Source organism: Enterobacteriaceae bacterium ESL0689, from assembly GCA_029433525.1.
Lineage (GTDB): Bacteria > Pseudomonadota > Gammaproteobacteria > Enterobacterales > Enterobacteriaceae > JAQTIF01.
In genome coordinates this window covers 1,577,010-1,603,010 of the sequence record JAQTIF010000001.1, presented here as the reverse complement: position 1 = coordinate 1,603,010, position 26,001 = coordinate 1,577,010, and the positions used below count along the sequence as shown (strand labels likewise).

General features: G+C 54.6%; 18 protein-coding genes. All 18 read right to left on the bottom strand.

Annotated elements, in window-relative coordinates; translation table 11 throughout:
• Positions 1-73: 73 nt before the first annotated feature.
• Positions 74-1,690 (bottom strand): type VI secretion system protein TssA, encoded by a 1,617-nt coding sequence (gene tssA, locus PT300_07805; GenBank protein MDF7680500.1) that lies wholly within the window; start codon positions 1,688-1,690, stop codon positions 74-76.
• The gene (locus PT300_07800; GenBank protein MDF7680499.1) at positions 1,691-5,110 is read right to left on the bottom strand and encodes an ImcF-related family protein; all 3,420 of its coding nucleotides are present in this window, start codon (positions 5,108-5,110) and stop codon (positions 1,691-1,693) included.
• A complete protein-coding gene (locus tag PT300_07795) occupies positions 5,107-6,309 on the bottom strand; it encodes a hypothetical protein (protein MDF7680498.1) in 1,203 nt (400 codons plus the stop codon). Before PT300_07795 ends, PT300_07800 begins: the two co-directional genes overlap by 4 nt.
• Positions 6,310-6,311: 2 nt before the next feature.
• Positions 6,312-6,572 (bottom strand): PAAR domain-containing protein, encoded by a 261-nt coding sequence (locus PT300_07790; GenBank protein ID MDF7680497.1) that lies wholly within the window; start codon positions 6,570-6,572, stop codon positions 6,312-6,314.
• Between the two features lie 76 nt (positions 6,573-6,648).
• Positions 6,649-7,365 (bottom strand): hypothetical protein, encoded by a 717-nt coding sequence (locus tag PT300_07785; protein ID MDF7680496.1) that lies wholly within the window; start codon positions 7,363-7,365, stop codon positions 6,649-6,651.
• Complete coding sequence (locus tag PT300_07780; protein ID MDF7680495.1) at positions 7,365-9,746, bottom strand: hypothetical protein; 2,382 nt, start codon at positions 9,744-9,746, stop codon at positions 7,365-7,367. The genes PT300_07785 and PT300_07780 overlap by 1 nt, the downstream gene beginning before the upstream one ends.
• 10 nt (positions 9,747-9,756) lie before the next feature.
• Entirely contained in the window at positions 9,757-12,111 is a 2,355-nt protein-coding gene (gene vgrG, locus PT300_07775) for a type VI secretion system tip protein VgrG (protein ID MDF7680494.1), read from the bottom strand.
• A gap of 35 nt (positions 12,112-12,146) precedes the next feature.
• Positions 12,147-12,965, bottom strand: a complete 819-nt coding sequence (locus PT300_07770) for a lysozyme inhibitor LprI family protein (GenBank protein ID MDF7680493.1) — start codon at positions 12,963-12,965, stop codon at positions 12,147-12,149.
• Between the two features lie 81 nt (positions 12,966-13,046).
• Complete coding sequence (gene tssH, locus PT300_07765; GenBank protein ID MDF7680492.1) at positions 13,047-15,689, bottom strand: type VI secretion system ATPase TssH; 2,643 nt, start codon at positions 15,687-15,689, stop codon at positions 13,047-13,049.
• A gap of 162 nt (positions 15,690-15,851) precedes the next feature.
• Entirely contained in the window at positions 15,852-16,343 is a 492-nt protein-coding gene (gene hcp, locus PT300_07760) for a type VI secretion system effector Hcp (GenBank protein MDF7680491.1), read from the bottom strand.
• Positions 16,344-16,347: 4 nt separating this feature from the next.
• Positions 16,348-18,030: an OmpA family protein gene (locus PT300_07755; protein ID MDF7680490.1), complete on the bottom strand. Its 1,683-nt coding sequence runs from the start codon at positions 18,028-18,030 to the stop codon at positions 16,348-16,350.
• Positions 18,030-18,767 (bottom strand): type VI secretion system protein TssL, short form, encoded by a 738-nt coding sequence (tssL, locus tag PT300_07750; protein MDF7680489.1) that lies wholly within the window; start codon positions 18,765-18,767, stop codon positions 18,030-18,032. The genes PT300_07755 and tssL overlap by 1 nt, the downstream gene beginning before the upstream one ends.
• Positions 18,764-20,104, bottom strand: a complete 1,341-nt coding sequence (gene tssK, locus PT300_07745; GenBank protein MDF7680488.1) for a type VI secretion system baseplate subunit TssK — start codon at positions 20,102-20,104, stop codon at positions 18,764-18,766. The genes tssL and tssK overlap by 4 nt, the downstream gene beginning before the upstream one ends.
• An 18-nt stretch (positions 20,105-20,122) precedes the next feature.
• Positions 20,123-21,670, bottom strand: a complete 1,548-nt coding sequence (gene tssC, locus PT300_07740) for a type VI secretion system contractile sheath large subunit (protein MDF7680487.1) — start codon at positions 21,668-21,670, stop codon at positions 20,123-20,125.
• Between the two features lie 34 nt (positions 21,671-21,704).
• Complete coding sequence (tssB, locus tag PT300_07735; protein ID MDF7680486.1) at positions 21,705-22,205, bottom strand: type VI secretion system contractile sheath small subunit; 501 nt, start codon at positions 22,203-22,205, stop codon at positions 21,705-21,707.
• A 680-nt stretch (positions 22,206-22,885) separates the two neighbouring features.
• Positions 22,886-23,203, bottom strand: coding sequence for a DUF2913 family protein (locus tag PT300_07730; GenBank protein MDF7680485.1), 318 nt, complete (start codon positions 23,201-23,203; stop codon positions 22,886-22,888).
• Positions 23,204-23,300: 97 nt separating this feature from the next.
• The gene (gene ltrA / locus PT300_07725; GenBank protein MDF7680484.1) at positions 23,301-24,995 is read right to left on the bottom strand and encodes a group II intron reverse transcriptase/maturase; all 1,695 of its coding nucleotides are present in this window, start codon (positions 24,993-24,995) and stop codon (positions 23,301-23,303) included.
• 593 nt (positions 24,996-25,588) lie between these two features.
• A complete protein-coding gene (locus tag PT300_07720) occupies positions 25,589-25,888 on the bottom strand; it encodes a DUF2913 family protein (protein MDF7680483.1) in 300 nt (99 codons plus the stop codon).
• Positions 25,889-26,001: the final 113 nt, after the last annotated feature.

Genomic DNA, 26,001 nt, shown 5'->3' with positions numbered 1-26,001 from the left:
GTGGAAAAATCATCAAAAGAAAGACGTCATCAAGAGGACAATCGTTAACTGAAGCACAGTGGCGAACGGGGATTTACCCGCACAGCACCATCGCACGGGCCGGGTCGAGGGCAATCAGCCCCGCCAGCAGTGACTCCATTTCCGGGGTGAGTCGGGTTTTGTCGCTTTCGCTCCGTCCGGCCTTCAGGCGCAACAAGCGAAGTCGACGGGCCTGCACGTCAAACAACAATCCTGGCTCCCAGTCGCTGAGGGTCAGCTGCGGCGCACTGGCGGTGAGTTCACCGAGCAGGTGCAATGCAAGTTCGTTGCGCCCATACTGCTCGGCCACCCGTGCCATGAGTAAACGGAGTAACCAGCGGCTACGGGGGGAGTCCATGCCCGGACGACTCTGAAGCCAGCTTAGCGCCGCTTCCGGGCCTTCGCTGTCACCCTTTTCCATCGCCTCTGCTTCCAGCGCAAATATGTCATCGGTCTGAGTTCCCTGCAGGACGGCGGGCTCTTCATTGAACCCGGGCATGTCGTTGTTAACCTTTTCAGCAATCCAGCCAAGCGTCACCTCATCAGCCAGCGGCGTACCGTCATTCCAGGCGAGAGTTTCCAGTCCTGGCAGGCGTTTTAGCATCAGCTTCAGGTCGCTGAGCACGTAATCGGCCCAGTGCTCCCAGGGGGCACCCGCGCGACTCAGGCTCTGCCACAGGTACCACTGCAAATCGAGCCAGAAGCGGTTGCCGCCTTCGGTGAACATCACATCCACCTGTTCAATCAGTTCGGTCCAGCTCTGCTGCAGGTACAGGCGTTTCAGTTGCGCACGGTAGTCCGGTTTCGGGGGCAGTAAACGAGTCCGGCCGCTGGCATCAAGCGCCGGTAACTGTGTCACCAGGTCCCAGCGGGCGGCTTTCATCATCCGGTGAGCCGCAAGCCAGCCCTGCGGCTGCTCCACCACCCAGCCGGACAACACGCGCAACTGGCGGACCAGCTCCACTTCCGATTTAACGGCGGTCGTAGCCGGTACGGCACTGCCTGAGGTCGCGAAGGTTCCGACGTCGGTGGTTTCCTCCTGATGTGAGGTAGCCACCGGAGTATCAAGTCCGCCAACGCCGGCCAGGCGGGTTTCAAGAGTACGCAGCAGGCCGGTAAATGAGGGTTGATCGCTGTCTGACATCTTTGCCACAGCCTCTTCCAGCAGACACAGTGCGGCTGCCGTTCGGGCGGTATCTTCCCGCGTCACATCCGGCCAGCGCGAGAACGCGTCCAGCACCTTGTCACTGTTCAGCCATTCCAGTGCCGCCAGCCGGGCATTGCTGCGCAGGGGGTGACAGTGCTGCCCTGCCTGTTTCAGCATGGCGGTAAGCAGCATCAGGCCATCAGCCAGCCCGCTGTCGCCATCACGCTGCAGACGGGCAAAGACATACCAGGTAACCACGCGGATATCACGGGCCTGGCAGGTCACAACCTGTTCAGCCAGACGGCAAAGCGTATCGGTATCGGTACCTGAGAGTTTGTTGATTTCCTCACGCATCAGCTGGAAATCATCCTCATAGGTCGGATCGTCTCCTGCCCCGTTACCGGTTGAAAGCGGTATCAGCCAGTTGTTCCAGAGCGAAAGACTCTCCCGGGAATGTGCGAGCAACGCAGCGCGCTGAGTAGCATCCGGGAGACACAGGGTCAGTAACGTTTCTGCCGTTGCCATTTATTCGTCTCCCGCCAGTGTCAGTGTGCTGTCGGCAACACCAACGGCAAAAATGTTCTGCGGCAGGCTGAAACCCTGCAGTTTGAGCAGCGCCAGCGGCCCGTCACCGAGCTCGCTGCGCAGGATAAATTTCAGCGGATTACCGTCCGGGGTGATCCACACCAGCTGGGTGCGGCTGCTGTCGAGCGGAGTGAGCAGCGCCTTATCCAGCAGGCGGATAAAGCCCCAGTTCCCCTGGTTGCTTTCATACAGGCGCATTTCGGTGTTCACTGAACGCCAGCTCAGGTCCACACCGGGGTAATACGTGTTACCCGGCCAGGTGAAACTCTGCCAGCTTTCCATCTGGTTGAAGTAATCCAGCTTCTGGCCATCCAGCGTCAGCTGGGTGCGGGCCACATCACGCGATGGTCGGGCCATCAGTTCAAAATGCACCCCCGCATCGCCCTGGGCGAAAACGATATCGGAAATGTCGGCCAGCTTGTTGATAGCCGAAAGGAACGCCGGATTGACGGTCATCCCCTGGCTCGCCGCAGGATCCACCACCCAGTGACTACCTTCCTGATGGAGGATGCCGCCGAGGTTAGTTTTGATAAATGCTGCGATACGCCCGGAATCGCTGCGCAGGAACTGGGCCAGCAGCGGCAGTGAGGCATCGCTGCCGGTGGCCTTAAACGGATAGCGTCCGGAGAAGGCGGTGTTCCACTGTGACACAATGGTGCTCTGCCAGCGGGCGTTAAGGCTACCTGCAGCTGGCGCCAGCACCTGACGCCAGGCCAGATCGAGTGGCTGCACAAACAGCGCCTGCCCGAAGCCGTTCCACTCCTGCCCGAGGCTTGCCGCCACCAGAGAGCCATAATCACGGGTGTCGGTCAGGTCAATGGCTTTGCCCTGGAAGACGGTCTGGGCCAGCATCTGCGCCATCGCCTGCGGATCAGGGGCACTGGTCACCTGCTGAAGCTTGAGACGTACCTGAGTCACGCGGGCAAGCCAGGACTGGAAGCTGAGGTTACCGTTTGAGCCGGTACCGTCCTTGCCGGCCATCAGACCCGTGAGCGGGCCAAACACGCCGTCCAGCGGGCCTTTGGGGCCCTGCGCCTGTTCGATAAACTGTTTTGCGTTCTTATTACGGCCCACCAGTTTTTTAGCTGAGTCCACCAGTGAATCGGCAAGCCGCTCGCCTTTAGCCCCGGTCTGGCCCTGCCAGGCAAGGGTGTTCATCAGCGCCACCAGAGGGGACTGACGCACATCGGCCAGCAGGTTCAGCTGGGCGATAGCTTCAGAGAGCGAGGTCGCTTCCTGCCACTGAATACTGTTGGCCATGTTCAGCCACGCATTACCAAAATCAGTAAAGTAACGCTCAGTGAGTCGCTGCTTCAGGGCTTCCGGTGAGATGTCACTGCCGGCCTGCTGCTTTTTGTCCGTCAGCACCCAGTCAATTTCATCACGGCGGGTTTTCACCACCTCATCAATGGCCTCCTGCACCTGTTCTTCCCATGCCTGACGGGTGAACATGCCCGGCACCACTTCTTCAGAGAAAAACAGCGTCGACGCATCCGTATCACCGGTCATGTCGGCCAGCGTTAAATCCGGCCAGTTGCGGGCGATGCGCCCCAGCATTTCCTGATACAGGCCAGACTCGGCATTACGCTGACCAATCTGCTTGAGCAAAATCTGGCGTACGGTGCCCACCAGTTCACGGTCGGGAGTGATTTTCCACTCCGGGTGCGCCGGTAAGTTCTGGGCATAAAACCCGAGCAGCTTCGGTGCCTGTATCTGCCATACAGTGTCCGATACGCCGGAGCGTGACGGCCAGGCTTTGACCATATTACCGGCCAGCCAGTTCGCATCCGCTTTGTCCGGACGCGCCAGCATCAGATACCCTTTCAGCAGGTTATAGGTCTTCTGGGTGGCGGAGGTACGCGCATCACTTGCCGGCGGCAGCTGCACAAAATCATTTAGCTGGCGGTGAAGCTCACTGACCAGCGCATCGCGCATCAGCGTCTGGTTGTTTCGGGCGTACAGTGGCCACAGCATCTTCAGCGTGTCGCTGTCCTGATTCAGACCAAACCGGGTGTACCAGGGCGCACCATGAGCTTCCCGGTTCTGTAGACGGGCAATGGTCTGCTGCAGGAGAAGCTGATTACGCAGACGTTCGGGCAGTGGCTGGCGGGTATCGGCGGCGGTGCGCGCGGTATCCTGCGCCAGCCAGATTTGTGTACGATTGACAGAAAGTGACAGCAACGTACCCGCGCCCCACAACAGAATCAGTCCCAGCAGGACCAGGCGCAGGATTTTCTGCCAGTGGACACCGATTTTACGGGCATGCACCTGCAGGCTGTCTTCTTCCAGCGCCTGCCAGACCGGCGGCGACAGACGCGCATGAGGAACCGTAGTGGCACCCGGCAATGCCGGGCTGAACATCACCCCGCGCAGGCGGTACGGTGCCGGGCCGGACATCAGCACGTTGAGTAATGACAGCAGAGAGCGACGAAGACGACCCCGCAGTGCGTCAGAAAGGTTTAACAGCCAGTGGTGCTGCGAATCGTCAAGCAGGGCTGCCACGCCAGCCCCCTGCAATTCGGACGACAGGGCCGCAAGCGTGGTACGGGTCTCATCTGCTGTGACACCCGGGCCAAACAGAGCTCCCGTTGGTGGAACGCCTTCACCATCATGCGCCCATGCACCTTCACGGACGACCCACAGCCAGACCGGCAACTGCCAGCCCAGCAGGGCATCGGTTTTCTGGCGTACACGCGTCAGCGTATCCTGTTTTGCGGTATCCGGCAGTGCTGCAGCATTCATCACCTGCACCACCCCATCGATTGGACGCTGCGGGTGAACCTGTTTCAGTACCGACAGAAACTCGTCATCCGGCACGCTATCAGACAGGCCGCCGTGGATCAGCACAATCCCGTCACTTTCCTGCCAGTGGTCACGTTTCAGCCCTGGCACCACCTTCTCAATATCGTTATCGCTACCCTGCACCAGCAGCAGACGGACTTTTACTTTCCAGCGGCGACGGTAGCGCAGCTGCAGGTGATCGATCAGAGCTTCAGCACTGAAACTTTTCTCCGCCCGCTCTTTTTCGTCAACAAAGGTATTCGCGGCGTTAATGTCCGGGAGGGGGACCGGAGAGGCTTTGTTGCGCCCCCAGGTTCGTCTCGCCCCTTTCCTTCCGGAGATGAAGAACAGTTGTTCCAGCCCCCAGAGCAGGGTCAACAGGAAGACGCTGACGATCGCACAGAGCGTCACGATCCATTCAAGCGGATACGGACCAAGTCCAAACGTCCTGGCGATAAAGTCACTGCCGATTGTCAGCGTAAAAACAATTATCACGGAGACAAATATCAGCGCCAGAACAGCGAGTCCAAGCAAGGATTTTGGTTTGGTTTTGGTCTTGTCTTTTTTATCGCTGCTCATTCCCTGTTAACGTCCTTTTCTCGTTCTTCTGCCGTCATTGATGTCAGCCAGATATCGTCACATCCGGGATCCGGTTGCGCAGCAACCAGCTGCGCGCCCTGCTCCGAAACTTTGCCCGCAGCCAGCGCCACCGCTATCCACGGCGAGGCCTGTCCGGCGTACCCGAGCGTGGCGTCGATATTTTTGATGCCGTCCGTCAGGCTCAGTGTTAATTTATTGTCTTCACAGGATTGATTCAGACCCGGCCTGTCAGTGACGACCTCGCCGGTGATCCAGATACCTTTGATCTCATCTGGGGATAATTCAGCCCAGCGTAGAGCATGTGCCATGTTGTGAGTCAGTGTTTCCGGGCTGCTCTTTTGCGGGCGATGCAGCCGGACCGCATCCGGAAACCGGTGACTCTTTCGGTTACACAGCACCATTGCCGCTATGGCTTCCGCATCATTTTCCTGCGGTGATGGCCGAAGCGAGAGTGTCAGAACAACCAGTGCAGCGGGTTTGTCCCAGCGATGGTCCAGCCAGTAATCCAGCGCATTCATGCCCTGCCCCGGTATCTGGCGCAGCGCTCTGCCGGATTTATTGGTGACCAGCTGTAGCAGCCCGGCTTCATGCTCCACCGTGACGTCAGCGTCACATTCGAACATCAGCCAGCACGGCAGCTTCTCCGGCAGGCGGGCCAGCGTTTTACTGATGCGAAGTGCCGCTTTTTCGACGGCTTTTGTCAGGGCCTCCGGATCGCCATCAAACTCCGTTATCCGGGCATGCCTGACAGGCTCTCCACCGGCTCGCGGTTTGGCCGTTTTCAGGAGCAACGTGCCTGATGCCATTGCCGCACTCAGACTTCCTGTCCCCCGGCCAGCCGGGGTCTGCACCCAGGTATCAAGAACCCAGGCAAAGCGCCTGCCGCGCAAGATTTCGGTGTCTTCAAGATCATCACACTCGTAGTTCCAACCGGCTTCACCATTGAGCTCAAGGCGGTACCCGATATGCCGAAAAACAGCCAGAATGCCCCACAGGCAAAAAGGCAGACCCAGCGCCGTAAACCAGAATGAAATCCCGCGCCGCTCACCGGTCCATTGCCACAGGGTCAACACCACACCTGCCAGCAAGATGACGACCAGAAAAATCACCCAACGTATCGTCACCGGACGTGAAATACCGTCAACGCTATCAGGAACTTCATCCAGATAAATCGGCATTGTCAGCCAACCTTTGCCGCAGAAAACGAACTGATGAGCGTACACCCACAGCCACATTTGTGGCCTTCGAATGCCACAGGGAGACCATCTTCATCCAGATAGTTTGGGTTGCCCTCAACAATGGTCGTTTCCCCGTGTTCAGGGCAGGAGACTTTATCGCCTTTACGAGCTGCGCCAATGCCACCGTACTTCATTGTCGTGGACGCAGTTAATACCGAACCACCGTGGGTCGTTTTATCCCCTTTACGAATAATCTTTAACATTTCCGTTCCAATTTTTACTCAGCGATTAATTTTCACAACCTCACGCAGATAATACCCACTGCGTCTTAACCCATGGTCATTTAAGATCGAAATCATCTGATTTGACCCAATACACCTTACTCTTCCCGCTGGCTGGTTTGTAATTAATTTTATAAAAGGAGCCATCCTCAGACATATCAACAAGTGAGAAAGCATCCCCTTTAATTAGATACGCTTTCGTTTTTTTTGATTCATCAGGAGCAGAATATAAAAATGCTTTATCAACAGAGATGCCACCATTTAATGGTTTTCTATTTTTATAATCGTCACCTCCAGTCATTAACTCCTCATAATCTTTAACACCATTTTTGTAGTGTATTCTTTTTACTTGCTGGCAATCGGCACAAGAATCTGTAAAAAGCAATGACCACTCATCATCAGAGGAAACCCGATAAACATCGTTGAACCAAACACCCTGGTCCCTTCTGGAGCTAATTACACGCCCATCATTTCCCGTTATATTACAGAGTTTCCCATCCGCGCCCGCAGACGGAGTATTTTCTATACTGTCATTATTCACCTTAAAAACCACTGAGCATTTATTGACATCGCTCTCACTACTCAGATATAGATATTTAGTATTATTCAAAAGGTTCACGGAAACATTCGAGTAACCTTTAGATACAAAATCCTTCGCAGCTTCAGTCAATGTCAGTCCATCGTATGTTGTAGGCACTCTTCCTGCTGAGTTAGCAAACACACTGAAAGTTGAAAGGCTCAGCAAGGCTATCAAACTAATTTTACTTAATGTCATTATTTTAAGCCCCATTCCTTTTTAATTGATTCGAAATATGATTTTCTTTCATCTAAGCCATTTTGCCCGCCATTGACGGCAAGAGTAACTAACTCTACATTATCCTTCTCATTATCGATTAGTATGTTAATATCGCCCTTAGCATTATATTTTTTATGAACGCCGCCATTATTCCGCCAAAACCAACAAGATGCTTTAATCGCATTAACCATTACTGATGCAACCAAATCAGAATTGCTAACACAATCGATGCCGGCATATTGAGAAAAGTGTTGGTAATTCTTCTTCCAAGTTAGTTGGATTAGTCCCCTCCCTTTATATCGAGGTCCATCTCCAACAACTGTATTACCATTCTTGATCGCATCTTTATGTTGCCCAGGGTCATAGTTATGTCCAGAGCCGAACTCAATGGTTGTATCTAAATGTGCAGACTCATGGAGGCATTGTGACAAAAAGTGAGCCTTGTGATAAGGACCAGTAATTCCGTATTCAGCCAGTTGCTCGTTAAGAAGATTAACAAAGTTTTGCTTGTCGAACTCATAAACCGCAGGATAGGTATTCTTAAAATGAGTAGCGAAAGCTTTCCCTCCTCTCTTTCCTGTAAACCACGGATTTGCATGTTGCAATAGTTTCTCTATCAGTTCGACTGTGATTTCATGTTCTGGAACACCTTTCATTGCCCCTAAAAACTCCACCGGATGCATATGCCACAAAGAAGAACCAAGCTTTAATTTACTGGCATCTTGCATCCACACCATCTTATCAAGATAGCCTTCACAGTATTCTCTCCACTCCGGTGCATCACTCGTCAGCTTGTTCAAAAACGACTGCCAAATCGACGTATCCTTTTTGTGGTACCACTCACTGGGGTGCTTCACGATCATCTTATTCTTAACATCACGATAAGACGGGTTATGGATAGCGCTCAGATATTCCTGTGATGAATATGGGCTGACGCTACTGTCGATCCGATTCAAAAGCCGTTGATAATTGTACGGGACAGTACGATGAGTTAACCGCGTGTCAGCGCTTGATGCCTCCAGCAATCGATTCAGAATACTGCGAACCACCCCTTTGGGCGATGTTGTACCATCAAGGTGATCAAAGCTCGGTGCCTCGTCCACAGTGGTTGTGAATCCGAGTTTACCGAGATCGTACTGAGATAGGGTTTCAACCGACGTGTTACTTTTCGGCACATAGCCGTTCGCCCAGGGTAAAAACCAGTATTCCAGCCCCTGCGCATCTTTTTCTGTTTTCACCTGACCCAGTTTAAGGACCGACTCGCCCTGTGAAGTTCTCCCACTGCTGACCATGGCTTTTATCTTCAGATCTTTCGAGAACAACGGCAGACCGGACGGGCATTTCAGGTAAACAGGCGTGTTCTCCCCTACCTTCTCAGGATTTTTCAGGAAAGCGGGTAACGTGTCATCATCACTCAGGCATTCGATGTGTACCTGATAGCGGACATCATACCCACCCTCTTTCGGGATCTGGAAATAACCCAGGTGGCCGATACTCTCACCGGCACTGATTGGGTACGGTGTGGGGCAGACAACAGCGTCAAACTGCATCGGCTCTGCATAAGGTGGCAACAGATGCGACCACCACGACGGACGCGTAGCCGCACCGGATGACGGGACAAGATTATCTCTGTCCGTCAGGATCCAGTATTGTTGCCCTTCTACCAGACGGGTCTTCGTGCCTTTAGCCTTCGCTTGATCGGATAGCCCTTTGAACGTGACCAGGCCATAACGGCGCGCCTTAGGCCCGGTAGCACTGCCGCTTGCTTCTGTTGCATTCCATTCAATCAGTGAACCTTTCGGGATTGTGGCTACACGATAGGTGTTTCTGCTCTCAGCACTGGCATCAGGCGTCCATTCACGGCGAAATACAGGCAGCTTATCATTCACAATCCAGTGGGTTTCGTTTTCACTGGAAGCGTAAGCGGAGTAGGGTGCCAGGTGCATATACAGCGTATAAAAATGCAGGCCGTTCTCTTTTTTCTCGCCCGGCTGAATGTAGTGCCGCACCAGAACAAAAGAGCCTGAAACACTGAGAGGGCCCGTTTCCCAGGGAACCGTCAGGTAATCGCGACAAATCCGGTACGCCACCACTTCCCCGTCGGCCATACAGCGCACGCTCTGTTCACCTTTGAACGGAACAGGGAAATCCAGCAGCTCGGAAGCAGTCTTACCGCTCAGCGCACACCAGGGTGTTGTGGTACTCGTGATATGAATACCCCCGTGCCACATTCCGTTGCTTCCCACCATATACCAGCCCGTCGCTTCCCCTTCCAGGTGCGACATCAGATCTTCCTGGTTAGCAAAGTTATTGCCACGATTAGATGGCACCGGCCAGCTGATTTTAGGTAATACCGACATGTCTGTTCCCTCAGTTGCTCAGTGGTTTGCTGATGACGCGTTTAACTTCGGCTATCTCAGTGCTGTTGAAATCCGGTGCAGAAAAGGGCATATCGCCGCCACTCCCTGGCACCAGGTATTCCCCCACCTTCATGGTCAGGTCACCTTTCGAGCCGTGCTCAATACCACTGTCGCTGAGTTTCAGGTAAGAGCCGCCGCCATTCACCGTCAGGGCTTTAGGGGTACTGATAACAATTTCATCGTCAGTACTGGTGATGGTCAGTTCTTTTTGCGCACTCATGTCCAGCGTGTTGTGGCGGGCATGCATTTCCACGTCACCAAGGTTGGCTATCATTCGCGCACCCGCTTTGTGTGCAAACAGCCCCAGTTCATTCTCAGCACTCAGGGAGATGTTTTTCATTGCTCCCATATCGAGATGCTTACCGGCCGTCAGCATCGTATTCTGTGTGCTGGTAAGCTGAAGGTGCTCACCTGAGGTAAAGGCGATCCCCTGCGGGGCAGACGCCAGCAGGACCGCCGCCTGCAACTCAGCAATACTCTGCGTCACCAGATTGTTTTGTGCCTGAATATCACTGACCAGCGCTTTCGCCGCTTCAGCCGCATTGTTCAGTGCCTGCATTTCGCTGTTGGCCTGCCTGATGCGATTGACTGCCGGCGCCATTTCCAGCATTTGTCCTTCACCTTTTGCCTGCGCATCCGCGGTCAGGAACATGCCTCTTCCAGCACGTACGGCACCGTATTCATCGGTACGCAGCTCAAAACCGGTCCCGCGTTGCTCACGCTGGTTGTCCACGACGTGACCACCATTTAATTGGGTCTTACCAAACGGGGTGGCGAGCTTGAAGTGCTCTTCCTGACGCTTATCTTCCAGGCGAAGTTTGTTGTCCCCCGCCGTACGCCAGACGTTTCGCGTGTGATTGTCGCGGGTGACATGATCCGGGTGCTCGGAATCATGCTGGGCGTGGGCGATGTAGGGCCTGTCCGGATCCCCGCTGTCAAACACCACCGAGACTTCGGTACCGTCAAGCAACGGGGAGTGAAAACCGTAGGTATCCCCGGCATAGGGTTTGGCCATCCGCAACCAGAGGTAGGCATAGCCCTGTTCCGTGCTGTTGCGGTCAAAATCAAGTCTGACCCGGTAGCGCCCCTGGTTGTCCAGGTACGCATAGGTGTCGTGTTTCTCGTCGCTTTCCACCCGGGCAGGGAGAGAACCGGCAATCACCGGGCGGTTGATTAATGCCGGACGATAACAGACGGTTTCACTGTAGGGGATCCCCGTGAAACGCAGCTGAAAACCTTTATCGCGTGCCCCGGAGGTATGAACACCGGTGATGACAATGCCATCTTTCAGCGATTCAGGGACATTGCCCTGGGCTTCCAGCACTTCGCCGGGGGCCAGAACCGGACTACTGGAACGCCCGGTAACAAGCTGTTGTGCGTTGAGCGCGCGCTCATGACGGAGACGGGCAAACCAGGAGCCACCTTCCGGGGTGTCAGCATCACCCTCACTCAAAAACGGCTCCGCATAGTGGTAGGTCTCGCCGGTGGTGGCACCGCCTTCCTGACGAACGGTCGCTGAGCTGTTCTGCGGCGTCAACGCTTCACGGTAGTTATAGTCGCGGTTAGCCACGCTTCCGGTGACCACATGGTCTTCCGGGCTGATATCCCAGACGCTTTCCTGACCGTTATCACTGGTGCGCGAAGGCGGAATTACCGGGAGTTTTACGCCAAACTGATACTGCATCTGGCTGTCCTGGAAAATCACCACATCCTGTTCGATACGGCTGTCCATCTCAAAGCGCCAGAAAATGCCCACTTCCGCCAGCAGGCGCTGGATGAATTCGAGATCCGTCTCGCGCCACTGGGTGATCAGTTCACGGACCGGGTAATGCTGCGACACGCGAAACTCAAAGTCCGCCCCCTCGAAACCGTGGGAGCGGAGAATTTGCTCCACCACTTCCGGCACCGACTGATTCAGATACACCTCGCTGCGCTGAGTGTGCTGCATCAGAGCAATACGCGGCACGATGCGCAGGGCATAGGTGATTTCATCCCCCGACATCGAGATCCGACGGAATGTATCCACCACGCCGTATACTGTGCGTACCGGCACCGCTGGCGTACCATCAAACAAAGGTGTCTGGAAGGTGAAGGATGCCGGTTTCAACATGACTTCAGTACTGGCAATACTTGCCGCACAGGTAACGGTGACCTCGTAACGCCACGGCTGGCTGAGTGATTCGCTGGCCCGAAAGCGCAGCACGTCCAAGAAATGCGGACACTCATGCACATCCACCCGGTAGCGTGACAGACCCAGGGCTTCATCAATCGCCTTCTGCGCCAGGCTCATAACATCACTTCTCATCCTTTACCTCCCTTACAGACACCTGTAACCGTCAATTAATTATCGCCATTAAGGAAAGCAATGCGGTCATTGGTCATTTTTATCTGGCACTGATAAATTTCGATACGATGTTTAATATCTACACTGTGCGATTCTGCATCCGACAATTTGCCGCATTTAGTAACTTTTTCATTAACCCATGCCAGCTGTTCTTTTTTCAGCGCATTTCGCGAAGAGTCCGGGAGTTCTCGCCACACTGAATTCAGGTTTCGGTCGGAGTTTTTATATTCAGCCTTCGCAGAATCCAGATTGTCTTTGGACTGAGCATTAATAATCTGGCTTTTATTGACGGACAATACGCTGATATTAAACAACGCATTTGACAGATCCGTTCGGTTAAAATTGCTAAAGATTATATCTTTACCATTGTCCGCAAGTTTGGCGCTGTAACTGACATCACTCCAGACCACACTGCCATTATTGAGCTTACCGTAGGTCCCGGTCACGAAATGCAAATAGTTTGGGTCACTGCTGACGACATCCAGAGCTTCCTGTGGCACTTTCACTGAGACAGTCGCGCTACAATTCAGGCCATAACTGCCATTACCAGAAGTAGAGGCATTACTCACGCCAACCACCAGACTATTTAATTTATTCTGATAATCAGCAACAGGTTTATCATAAGTGTATTTAGACTTTGTCAGATAATCACTTTGCAGCAATCCAGAAGCATCACTGCTGAAATAATGCCCGAGGGCTTGAACTGCATCTTCCCTGCCACATTTAAAATCATCGGATGAACTAAAAAACCCCGCATATGCATTTGCTGTACAGGTCAGAGCAATAACCGCCGGGATATATTTCATCAACTTCATTATCTGGTTTCCTTTTTATTAGTTGTAGCAGCAACATACCGTTGCCCGAATGAATACTTCAGAGGGGTCTTATGGTTTTCCTTACTCAAAATCCAGCACGATCCCTTCTTCCTCGTCCCAGGAGAGAGTGAGTGACCGTGGCTTCTGTTTCGCCGCTATGTGAGTGAGCAGTTGCTGACTCAGGACCGGCAGAATTTGCTGATTGAGCAGGCTGTCGACATTACGCGCCCCGGTATCCGGCAGCAGGCAGGCGGCCGTCAGCGTGTCATACAGGCTCTCGCCAATCTGCGTGGTCAGGCCGTAGTGACGGCTGAGGCGCTGGCTCACCTGGCTGAGCTTCATCTCCACGATGGTACGCATGGCAGATTCGGCCAGCGGACGGTAAATCACGGTCTGGAAACGGGCCAACAGCGCAGGCTGGAAGTGGTCACGCAGGATCGGGCGTAGCAGTTCATGCAGGTCGCTTTCGCTGGCATCCGACCGTTCATCCAGCAGTTGCATCAGGTGGTCGCTGCCGAGGTTGGAGGTCATCAGGATCACGGTATTGCGGAAGTCGATTTCACGTCCTTCGCCGTCGCGCATAAAGCCGCGGTCGAAAACCTGATAGAACAGGTTCATCACGTCGCGGTGCGCTTTTTCCACCTCATCAAGCAGCACCACGCTGTACGGACGTTTTCGTACCGCCTCGGTCAGAATACCGCCCTGGCCGTAACCCACATACCCCGGCGGGGAACCTTTTAGTTGGGAAACGGTATGTGGCTCCTGGTATTCGGAGAGGTTGATGGTGATAAGGGATTTTTCACCGCCGTACAGCACATCCGCCAGCGCCAGCGCACTCTCGGTTTTACCCACGCCGCTTGGGCCGACCAGCAGGAACACGCCCTGAGGACCGTTTTCCGAAGTCAGGCCAGTTTTGGCCGCGCGCAGGCGCTGGGCGATGGCATTCAGCGCCACATCCTGGCCGACAACACGCTTACCGATTTCATTTTCCAGGGTCAGCAATTCAGTCTGCTCGTCTTTCATCAACGAGGAGAGCGGCACGCCGGTCCAGTCAGCAATCACGTTCGCAACGGTTCGTGTGTCCACATCCAGCGACAGCAGCGGCGAGTTGCCCTGCAGCGCCGACAGCTGGTTTTGCAGAGTGGTGATATCGGTCTGGCGGCTGATGTCCTGACGCACTTCCAGCAACTGTTCCGTCAGGCTCAGCTCGCGACCGTACTGGCTTTCCCGTTCGTCGAGTTCGACAATCAGGTCGTTCTGCTGCTGTTCAATGGCGGTCAAACGTTCGCCGTGCTGGTTGCTGCCCAGCGCGATATCTTCCAGCAGCGCCTGCTTTTCGATTTCAAGCGAGGTGAGCTGCGCACGGTACTGCGTCAGCGCTTCCGGCACGGTATCGAGGCTCATGCGCACACGTGCGCTGGCGGTATCCAGCAGATCAACGGCTTTGTCCGGCAACTGGCGACCCGTCAGGTAGCGGCGTGAAAGCGTAACGGCGGCGCGTACCGCATTGTCAGTAATATGCACGCCGTGGTGTTCGGCGTAGCGGGATTTCAGGCCGCGCAGCATCAGGCAGGCGGTGTCGTCGTCCGGCTCGTCCACCTTCACCATCTGGAAGCGACGCTCCAGGGCTGCGTCGCGTTCAAAATACTGTTTGTACTCGCTCCAGGTGGTAGCGGCGATAGTGCGCAGTTCACCACGGGCCAGGGCCGGTTTCAGCAGGTTGGCCGCATCTGCGCCGCCCGCCTGGTTGCCCGCGCCGATGATGGTGTGCGCTTCGTCGATAAACAGCAGAATGGGGACCAGCGACTGCTGCACGGCATCAATCACGTTTTTCAGGCGCTGTTCAAATTCGCCCTTCACGCCTGCCCCCGCCTGTAACAAGCCAAGATCAAGGGTGCGCAGCATAACAGGCTTGAGGGATTCCGGCACGTTGCCTTCGGCGATGCGTAATGCCAGCCCTTCCACCAGCGCCGTTTTGCCGACACCCGGTTCACCGACCAGAATCGGGTTGTTTTTGCGACGGCGGGAGAGAATGTCCACCATCTGACGGATCTCAGTATCGCGACCAAATACCGGGTCGATTTTTCCTTCTTTCGCTTTGGCTGTGACGTCGAGAGTGAACTTATCCAGGGCATTCTGCAGGGCCGGTGACAGTTCACCGTCCTTTATAGTTGTGTTATCACTGGCACCGACCGGACGGCCGACTATTTCCACATCTCCCCCCGTGTGGGCCAGTTTCGCGTCCTGCTGCACCTCCGGACGTTCGTCCGACTGCGCATCGAGCAGCGGACGCAGACGCTCCAGTTGACTTTGTGCCAGGGTCAGCATCGGCCACAGACCGTCACAACGCAGCAGTTTCGGTTTACCGGTCAGGGCCATCAGCAGATGAATGCCGCGAATGTGCTCTTCACCATTGAGAGAGGCCAGCAACCAGGCTTCCTGCATCAGCATCTGAATGTTTTCCGAGAGCTGTGGGCGGTGGCGCACCGAGCGCGGTTGATTATCCAGCCAGCCGAGCAAATCCTGCCACAGCGCATCCATATCCCACTCATAGCGACGGGCGAGCACCGTCAGGTCACCTTCACCCTGCTCAAGCAGCTTCAGCAGCCAGTGCTCAGGCAGGATTTCCGCATGCGCCCGGGTCTGGCAGAGCGAGGCCGCCCCTTCCAGCGCACGGGCACAGTAAGGATTCAGGCGACGTAACAGAACGGCTGGATTTTCCATGGATTTCATTCCCTCTCTTTTTGACACGCTACCGCCCCTGGCCGTTAACCGATGCCCATAAGGTCAGTGCTGATAAAATGTGTGACTGCTTTGCAGAACGTCCGCGAGGCAGGCGTTATGCAAAACAAAACAGCGGACAGAGAGACTCCGTCCGCTCGTGACTTACGCGGTGGCGCGTTCGTTCCAGGAATCGGAATGAATGATGTTGCCGTCTTTGTAAGTCCAGGTGATTTTTTCGTAACGCAGTTCGATCTGCTCAAGGTGGTTGTGCTTCTCGTAAGAAGGATCCTTGATGTCATGCATGACCGGGTTCACTTTCACCACCTTCACGTTTTCAAGCTTGGTGTTGAAGTACTCCACTTCCTGGCCAGCGTCGTTGATTTTGTACCACTTGAATTCGGCAGACTTGAGGGTCTGACCGGTGGTCACCGCCTTGTACAGATACGGGCTGGACGAATCGATTTCCTTGGTGAACAGGAACGGAGTGTGGATACGGGTACCGGTCAGCTTTCCGGTGTTGTTATCCGTCGGGATGTACAGGTTATGCTGCTGCGCCACCACTTCGATGCTGCCGTCGCGATCCTGAACGTCCACAGACCCTTTAATGTCCGCGCCGCCGTCGTCTTTCAGCCAAAGGTAAACTGGAATTGCCATGGAATTACTCTCCATTGTGTAGTGAAGCGTCATCATCCTGCGATGACGCTGAGGGTTTGCCCGGTATCTGGCAGGCATCGGCCTGCGGAACCAGACTGATTTCGACACGACGGTTAAGCGCACGCCCTTCCGTTGTGTCATTGGTTGCGACGGGACGGTCCTGACCGTATCCCTGAACCGCAAAACAGCTTTCCGGCACATCGCCGGTATCCCGCATCCAGTTGCGTACCGATTCGGCACGCTTCAGGGACAGCGTCTGATTCAGTTGCGGGTTACCGGTGTTGTCGGTGTAACCACTGACCACAATCAGCCAACCCGGTTTGGCCTTGATCCCCACCAGGGAATTGACCAGCATTTTGGTCGAACCGCTCTTCAGCTCAGACTTGCCGGAATCGAACAGCGACATGCTGTCGAGACGAATAATCTTCGGCACCGGCTTTGGTTTCGGCTTCGGTGGCGGCGGTGGTGGTACATAGGTATCGATAGCCTGCTGAACCGCGAGCCACAGACGCTCGCCCGGATACAACCCCAGATCATAGCGATGTGGCACGCCCTGGCGTTGCCAGCGCTCCAGTAACAGCGCATCCTGCTGCAGGGCGTGTAGCGACCGGGCTTTCGGCGCGTAGTGCTCCATCGGAATAGCCTGCCAGCGGTGCAGATCGGCAGCCACCCGGCGGATCAGGGTCTGGTTATGCTGGACAGACAGCGCGAGGGCACCGAGGGCGCACAGCAGCAGAACCACCACCACCCGACGTCCTGTTTTACCACCCTGCAACGGTGTGGTGTACGGCATCAGCAGCGGCAACACCGGATCGGCAAAATGCCAGCGCGGTTCATGCACACAGACACGGTTCGCAGGAGAAATGCGGGTCAGGCGGAACAGCCACTGCGACCACAGAGCGCTGGCAGCAGTCTGTATCAGCCCCAGACGCAGGGTGACGGCAAACGGGCGTATCGCCGGACACAGCCGGTCGGATTTGCCCAGCTCATCCAGCATGACCGAGTGAAGCATCGCGGTCGCCTGGGTCAGAAATGGCTGCACGGTGGCAGTCTGTGCCGTACGCTGCCATTCACTGAGCGTCATCGCCGGTTCGTCTTCCGGGCACACCAGAGACGTTGTACCCCGTACCACTATCCACGGCGTCTCCGGACCACTGAACTCTGCATTCAGTACCACCGGAACGTCATACCCGGTCAGTCCACGAAGCTGCTTCACCTGCAGGCGCAGTGCTTTCAGGGACGCCCGCAGCAACGCCTCGTCGTCATGGCGGTCTGGCAGGCAGCGGAACATTACCGACAACTGCCCGGCCATCACCGGGGTGCGGGCCAGCAGACGAGTGGCGAGCGGCATCAGCTCAGTCAGCTCTGCCACCCGGAGGTACCAGCCCTGGGTCGTGCGCCGGAAGGGTCCCAGGGCAAACATGTTGTCATCCACATCCCCGCAGACCAGCACCACCGGTCCGGTATGGTCTTCCGGTGGAAAGTCACCGGCATCCTCCACCTGTTGAGCAGGCTGCAGGTGACGGTAACGTCGGAGGATTATCCACCCGCAAACCAGCAGCGCCGCCAGCGTCAGCAGTGATTTACCTGTTCCCCCCCAGGCCAGAAAGCCCCATACCAGCCACAGCACGGCAGCCAGACAAACCAGCACCGGTAACGCCGCACGGGCAAGCGTTCGTCCTCCCATCAGCGCAGCTCCGGCAGTTGCTGGTGCAGCAGGTCCTGCAGCCAGAGATGACCACCCAGCCACACCGCACCGGTCAGTACGACGGCCAGCACAATCCAGAACCAGACCGAGCGCAGCAGGTTATAGCGACGACGACCGGTTTTGTGCACCACCAGGGAGGCAGCGATTTCCAGCGCCGGGACGCGTTCATTAAGTGCAGCGATCACCTCATCACGGCGGGACTGTCCCACGCCTGACAGGCTGTACTGCCCCTGGAATCCCAGCGCCAGTACCCGCTGGTAGCACGTCAGCACCGCAGGCTCCGGAGCGGGCTGGCGCAACACTTCTGCGATACGGTCGTACAGCGCACCACCGGCACGCAGGGTGCCGAAGTAGACGGTCTGTAACGGCGCTGAACGCCAGGCTCTCTGGGCCGCATCCAGCGTGACGGCCGGCGTTGTGTCTGCTTCTTCAGCCACTGCCGACGGCAGCTCACCGGCCCCGGATGCAGGCGACTTATCTACAGGCTTGCGGTTCAGGACAGTTTCATCCAGCAGGGCACACTGGGCATAAGTGATGTGATCAATGCTTTCACTGTCATACCCGGCACGCTCCAGTGCCTCACGCACGCTGTCCACCTGCCCTTTACAGGCAGCGTAAAGCGCCGGGCCATCGGTGACCTCACCACCGTGACGCAGTTGCGCCACGGTGAGCCAGGTTTCAACCATCAGGGCATCGATATCGGTGTCTTTTTTCATGAGCGCAGCACCGCAAACAGTTCCAGCTCCAGCTCACCGAGCACGGACGGAACATAGAACACACAGACCCCCTGATCGAGCATTTCACGCGCGGCATCGCTCTCCATATCCAGCACGAAGTACTGGTTCTCCAGACGAACCGGTAGTGCGGCCGGCACGCGGCTGAGCGCAATCAGGCTAATCCCCTCCACGGCCACGCCCGACACCTCACCGACGCTGGCTGGCGCTCCGGCAATGCAGACTTCCGCAAAGCGTTCAGCAATCTGCCAGGCAGGCTGGTTAGAACGAACAGACAGATAGAAATCGGCTTCATCGCGCAGACGGATATCGTGCAGCACCGCTTTCCAGGTTTCCGGATCCATCCGGTCCATTCTGACCGCCACCACGCGTGACGGCAGGCTGGCTTCCAGCAGTTCGCTGATGAGATCAAATAATGGCGGGAAGGTGTTTTCCGGCAGGCGGTGGTCATACCCCGGAATGGCATCCAGGTCATGCTCCAGCGAGAAGGTCAGCATACTGCCGGCAAGACGGGTGAGTTCCGCCCAGACCTGTTCAGGATGTCGGTCCGGGAAGCGCTCATATTCCGAGAGCACACGGGCATGGGAGTTCAGCGCATTGAGTAGCCAGAACAGCGACACGTCGGCGACCGCAAAATCGGCCATCCGGTCATTACTCTCGCGGCGCATGGACATCAGACGCTGACGGCGTGAGCGCAGCTGACGGTTTAACAGCGCCAGGCGCTCACACAATCCACGGCTGGCCGAGAACAGCGCCATTGGCGGGATGAATTCCGGATCCTGACGCCAGCCCCCCTGCCCGTCCCGTAACAGACGGGCAACGGCGCAGGTATCCCATGCGCCGTTGTCTTCATGTCCGAAACGAAAGGCCAGATTAAAGCGGGCCACCGCCATCGACTCTTCTTCCTGACCGAAACGATCGGCGATCGTCTCCCAGGCTTCCCGATAGCGCAGCGGACGCTCTGCCGGAACCGTGTCAGACTGCACATTCACGATCCCGACCTGCATCACCGGCAGCGCCACATACACCGTCACCGGGCCAGAAGCCGGAGCCTCGATTTCTCGCGGCTCCGGTGGCAGGTCGCTGAACCGGGTATCAACCAGCGTGTCATCCGGAAGCCACAGACGCAGCGACTGCGCCTGGACCCGACCGGAGGCCAGCATCGCCTCATCCAGCGCTATCTGACCGACGCCCCAGGGGAACGCACTGCCACGGGCGGCAACACCGGCCCGTGAAAGTGCGTCCCACTCAGACTGCTGCTGGAACTGTTGCGGGGCCAGCAGGGCCCCTTCGTTCCATAACGGACGATGAATTTTCATCCCTGATTTCCCCTCGCCTTACGATTTGGCTTTCGGCATCTGGGAAACCAGTGACAGGTTGACGTCCATCCCTTCCACCTGGAAGTGCGGCACGGCATACAGCTTCACGCGGAAGAAACCCGGGTTGTCTTCGATGTCTTCCACCACCACTTTCGCATCGCGCAGCGGGTGGGAAGCCTGAAGCTCGTCGCCAGGGTCGGTCATTTCGGTCACCAGGCTGCGCACCCAGGTGTTGAGCTCAAGCTCCAGCAGACGGCGGTCTTTGGTGGTGCCAATATTTTCGCGCTGGATAAGCTTCAGGTAATGCGCAATACGGGACAGCAGGAAAATGTACGGCAGACGGGCGTTGATACGGCTGTTGGCCGTGGCATCCGCGGTGTCATACAGTGCCGGCTTCTGGGTAGAGTTAGCGCTGAAGAAGCAGCTGTAATCGCGATTCTTGTAGTAGGACAGCGGAATGAAACCGAGGTTGGCAAATTCAAATTCGCGGGTTTCCGGGATCATCACTTCTGACGGGATCTTGACCTGATTGCCGGTGCCCAGGTCATACAGATGGATTGGTAAGTCCTGGACGGCACCACCCGCCTGCGGGCCACGAATTTGCACACACCAGCCGTTATTAATAAAGCTGCGAACCATGTTGGATGCAAAGGCAAACGAGGCGTTGGTCCACAGGTATTTGTCATGATCCGGACCCTTCACTTCTTCAACGTAGTTGAAGCTGCGCACCGGCACGGTGTCCGGGCCATACGGCAGGCGACCCAGCACGCGCGGCATCACGAGGCCGATATAGCGGGCATCGTCCGTCTCGCGGAAGGATTTCCACTTGATGTACTCCGCACGGTCGAAGTAGTTACCAATATCTTTGATGGCTGCCACTTCCTCCATGCTGTCTTTCAGGAAGAATTTCGGGCCGGCGGAGCCGATAAACGGCATGTGGGCAGCGGCAGACACTTTTGAAATATTGCGTAGCAGGGCAACATCCTGCGCAGACGCATCAAACTCGTAGGCAGAAATCAGCGCGGCAATCGGCTCACCGCCCGGGGTGTCATACTCATCGATATATGTATGTTTATACAGTCCACTCTGAATGATTTCCGGACTGTCTTCGAAGTCCTGACGCAGGTCTTCTTTTGACATATCCAGCAACTCAACCTTCACGTTCTGACGGAAATCGGTTTTGTCGATCAGGGATTTCACGCCGCGCCACAGGCTCTCCACCGCCTGGAATTCTTCGCTGTGCATCACAGCATCCAGCTGACGGCTAATCTGGTAGTCCAGCTCTGCGATATGGTGGTCAATCAGGTTTTTGTCGAGTTTTTCAACTTTTGACCCCGATTTTGTCAGACACTCCAGGAACACCTGCATCTCCGCCGTCAGACGCTCATCCGCAGTCGCATCCGACATCGCCTGTGCATCCTGCCAGATATCCAGCGCACTCAGCTCGGACACCGGGTTCAGGTTGATTTTTTCAAACAGGGACGCATAAACCCCACTTGCTGCAGGACGTTCCAGCACCACGCTTTCGCCACCAGCCGCATTCTCATTTTTTACAGACATCAGCATCTTCCTCATTAATCCGTTAAATCATCAGTGACCGTTATGGCTGTTTCGGTGCCAGGGCTGAAAGTTCAGCTCTGAGTTCTGCACTTAACGCCGGGTCGAGCAGAATTTTTTCCAGCTCCTTTCGGAAAGCCTGATTGTCCAGCAGGTTCGCTTTTAAATCGCGCAGCAGGTTGCGCATGGAAAGCATGGCCTTCAGCTGAGGGATTTGACGGGATACCTGTTCCGGGGAGAAGTCCTTCATGCTCCGGAAGGTCAGACTAATGTTGTCTTCACTGCCATCATCAGCCAGCGTGTTTTTAACGGTAAGATTGACTTTTGGGGAATATTCGGATAACACCGCATCAAAATTATTTTTATTTAAATCAACTTTTTTGCGCTCAGACAGGGGGGCAGACTCCTGGCCATTACTGAAGTCGCCCGCCACGAGCAATTTCAGGGGGAGCTCCGTTTTCTTGCTCGCGCCACCCGTATGCAAATCGAGTTTGAGATTAATACGTGCTTTAGGGATTTCGGACTGAAAGGAAGAGTTAGACATGGCTGTCCCTGTTCTATGGAGTAATAGAAACGGTCAATGCCAGTGAGAAATAAATAAGAAAAAATTACCCTGCCAGAACAACTTTCCGGTTCGCGTCATCCGACGTAAATAAAAATCCCGGAACTAAAAAGCGGGCGCATTCCATCCACCAGCATGCCGACACTGTACTTTGAGTATTTGTCTGAAATGAAAAATTTCGGATAAGACCCAATAGCGGGAGTATAGGAACGTTCGCTTCCCGATCGGAAATGAAAAAATGTAACAAACCTTTACATTTCTGGCCTTTAACAAAAAAAGATCATCTTTCTGATTTATAAGAATTTTCTCGCATAACCCCTTCAAGCCCTGTGGAATAAGGGTGTGCAGCAAATGATCAGTTTAGCTTAGGGAACATATCTGTGCGAAATACCACCAATCGCGTGAAATCTCTGGTTTTGTATTTTTATCGAAAAATGTGAAGCCGGACATGACTGAGCATGTGAAAATTGACGACATTTTCAGGTTTTCATCATTTTTTATTATTCACTTAAACGGGGCTTCTTTGTTTTCGCCAGAAGAAAGGAAATGTCGCAGCTGCCCTTTATACATGCCTCAATACCAGGAGGTAAGCATGACCTGGATAGCCTCCATTCTGGAAATGGGTAGTGATCAGACTGGCTAATGCGTTGCGAATGTTTGTTCTATTGCTCAGGATGTAATGCGATCCGGTTCGATGCCATTATGGCTAAAGGGAGTGCATGGGCTTGGAAAACCGCCATACAGGCTGACAAATCACCCGTCACCAGAAATTCCACCGGTGCCATCAGCTTGCCCTCATCTGAAAATCCACAGGTTACTGCTGACTTCCTTACCAGTAGTGCATTAGTTCCGCGGTATTCCTGGAGCAGAGCCGCGTCATTGTCCCAGTCCCTGTCACTTACCACCGCATTGACCCAGCCCTGCGATTTAAGCTGTTCAATTGCGTACGTCAACCGATACAAATCCGACTGCGCAGACACCGGTCCGCTGCACGAGTCGGGTAAGGACAGACCATTACTGGTCCATCCTCCCCTAAGAACGGAGCGTGCGACTTTCACCGCACTCCGCTCAAGCCTTTCAAAGCCCGCTTTCGCGGGCCGGTTTCACTACTGCCAGAGTATTGGCATGGATTTGGTGATGACAGTCTGGATGAGTCATAACAAGATTGGTGCTTCTGTCGCTTCCACCATCGACACGTTTGACAAGGTGGTGAACAACCCATCCGCTATCAGATGTAATGGTTTCGTGGCAGACAGGACATTTCCCGTTCTGGCTTAACAGAATGTTTAGCAGCTTTTTCCGACCTTTCAATGAGTTCACTAGTTTGAGGGTAAGTCGTTTCTCAAAATATATCTCCCATCGAGGGTCGAATATGCAGGCGTCCAGTTTCAGCACCGTATGCCGCCTTATTTGCGTATCCGATGCTTTACGCAGACACAAAAGGGGGCCTGAGGAAACCTGGGCCCCTTTTTCTGCAAAGATCCAATCACATCCCTTCACAGTATGAAAATAACGATCTTTAATCCATCGTCTACCTTTCTGTGAATGTCGGCGCTTACACCATTGCCATAATGCACGCCAGATCTCATGATCAACACGTTCGAAGATTTCTTTTGAAACAACGTGTTGATGGTAGTTTGCCCATCCCCGAATCATGGGATTAAGACGCCAGATTAAATTTTGCTGGCTGGTTGTCTTGTTCCCTTTTATCGTTGAGCGCACTTTAGCCAGAAAATCTGCTGTATTCGCTTTAGATGGCTTAATCAGAAGCTTGCTGCCATACTTGCGAATATTCTGCCCGAGGAAGTCAAATCCATCGTTGATGTGAATTATCCGGGTTTTCTCTGATGACAAAGTGAGACCTCTTTCCCGCATAAACCGTTCAACAAGTGGAACGACTTCATTTGTCAGGGTTTCTTTCGAGTCCCCGGTTATGATGAAATCATCCGCGTAGCGGATATAGTTCACCTTTTTACAGGGACGAGCCGTTACCTTGTCAAAATGGGAATCCAGTATGGCTTCCAATCCATCAAGAACCATATTCGCCAGAGTGGGAGAGATTATTCCCCCCTGTGGAGTCCCGGCTTGAACCGGATAGAATTGCTGATTTTCGATATAACCGACTTTTAACCACATCTCCAGAATCTTGCGATCCATCGGAATATGGTTCAACAGCCAGCTATGACTTATATTGTCAAAACAGCCTATTATATCACCTTCCAGAACCCATTGTGCCGAGTTCTTTTTGGCGAGGCTGTTGAAACATTGTTCTATAGCATCCGCCGTGCATCTTCCGGTGCGAAATCCGAATGAGCGCCGATCCGCTGTAGTTTCCGCGACAGGTTCCAGAGCCAGCAGGTAGAGAGCGTGCATGGCGCGGTCTTTCATCGTTGGGATCCCCAGAGGTCGGTTTTTACCGTTGGATTTTGGAATATAAACGCGTTTCAGCGGCAAAGGGGAGTACCCGTGCCGCCTGAGTGACAATATGGCCTGAGATTTGGCTCCGGGTGTTAACCATTTTATCTTATCAACCCCCGCTGTTTTACTACCCTTATTTTCAGTAACTCGTTTGACGGCTAATGCTTTGCCACTGAACGAGTGGGTCAGGATCCACTGTAAGGACTTTACCTTCCCATGCCTCCCTTCCCGTGTCGCCTTTGCGATACGCACCTGTAGCTTTCTCACTTCACAGTGACATTTTTCCCAGTTAATACCGGGCCATATAACCGATTCGTGTGAGGGTGCACCCGCGCAAGTATTTTGCGTAGTCATCTGCAATTCCCTCCTTTAAGAAAGTTGGACAAGTTATCTCGCAACGAAAGACCCTGTGGAAGTCAGCCCGCTTTCGCGTGAGATGATGTTACCGGGCGGCTCAATCTCTGTCCGCTTCATTACAGAGCGGCATTCGCTTTTTCCACACTCCTTTACCCGCACCACTAACAGCATTCCTTACGGTTTTCCTGCCTTTTGAGGCAGTGATACGGGCTTACCATGTTCCGCTTAATTAACAAGAGTGGGTTAGACTCTGCCTTTTCACCGGCGGCTTATTGCCCGTGTGTTCCCATAGACTATGAAACAACCAGCCGCATACCTTTTGGTTCAAGCCTGTCAGCATCTTTGGCTTGTTATATCTAACGATGTTTATCAGCAGTTCACCTATGTTAGTCATACCACCCAGCCTTGCGCTGCATCCGCATGATGCTCGCAGAGGTCCCCCTGACCTCACGGTTCAGAGGTAGCCAGAGAAAGGCCAGCTACGTTGTCCCGGCAGCTTCACACAAGTCAGTTACCTATCCTGCATGTGCCGGTAGGCTACTGATGACGGAACATCAGGTTCCCTTACCATTTATGGCTGGAACAATTAACTAAGCGACCTCATGTCGCACAGACCAGAGATATTCCAGACGACTGAATAAACTTGCGGCAGGACCTTTCTGGCGCCCCAGTACAACCAGACTCTCAATATCGGATGCGATTGCACGCGGAAACCGTTTTTGCTTCTGTACCGTCGTAAGCCAGCGCAGCAAAAATGCGTGCGTGCTGAGTGGCGACAGCGCCTGACCATCCTGCTGAGCGGTACGTAAGGCGACAAGGGCGCACCATGCAAAATGTGCCAGTGCCGTGACGGTTTGTTCCGGGGGTAAGGTATCGTGAACTTTTTTCATTCAGAAATTATATCGGCGCAGCAGAGATCGGGGAAGACCTGTTGCGACTGAGAGGAATAACCGCCTGTCGATGAGAATGTGACGTGGCTACGGGAGAGAACGTGGCTCAGAAG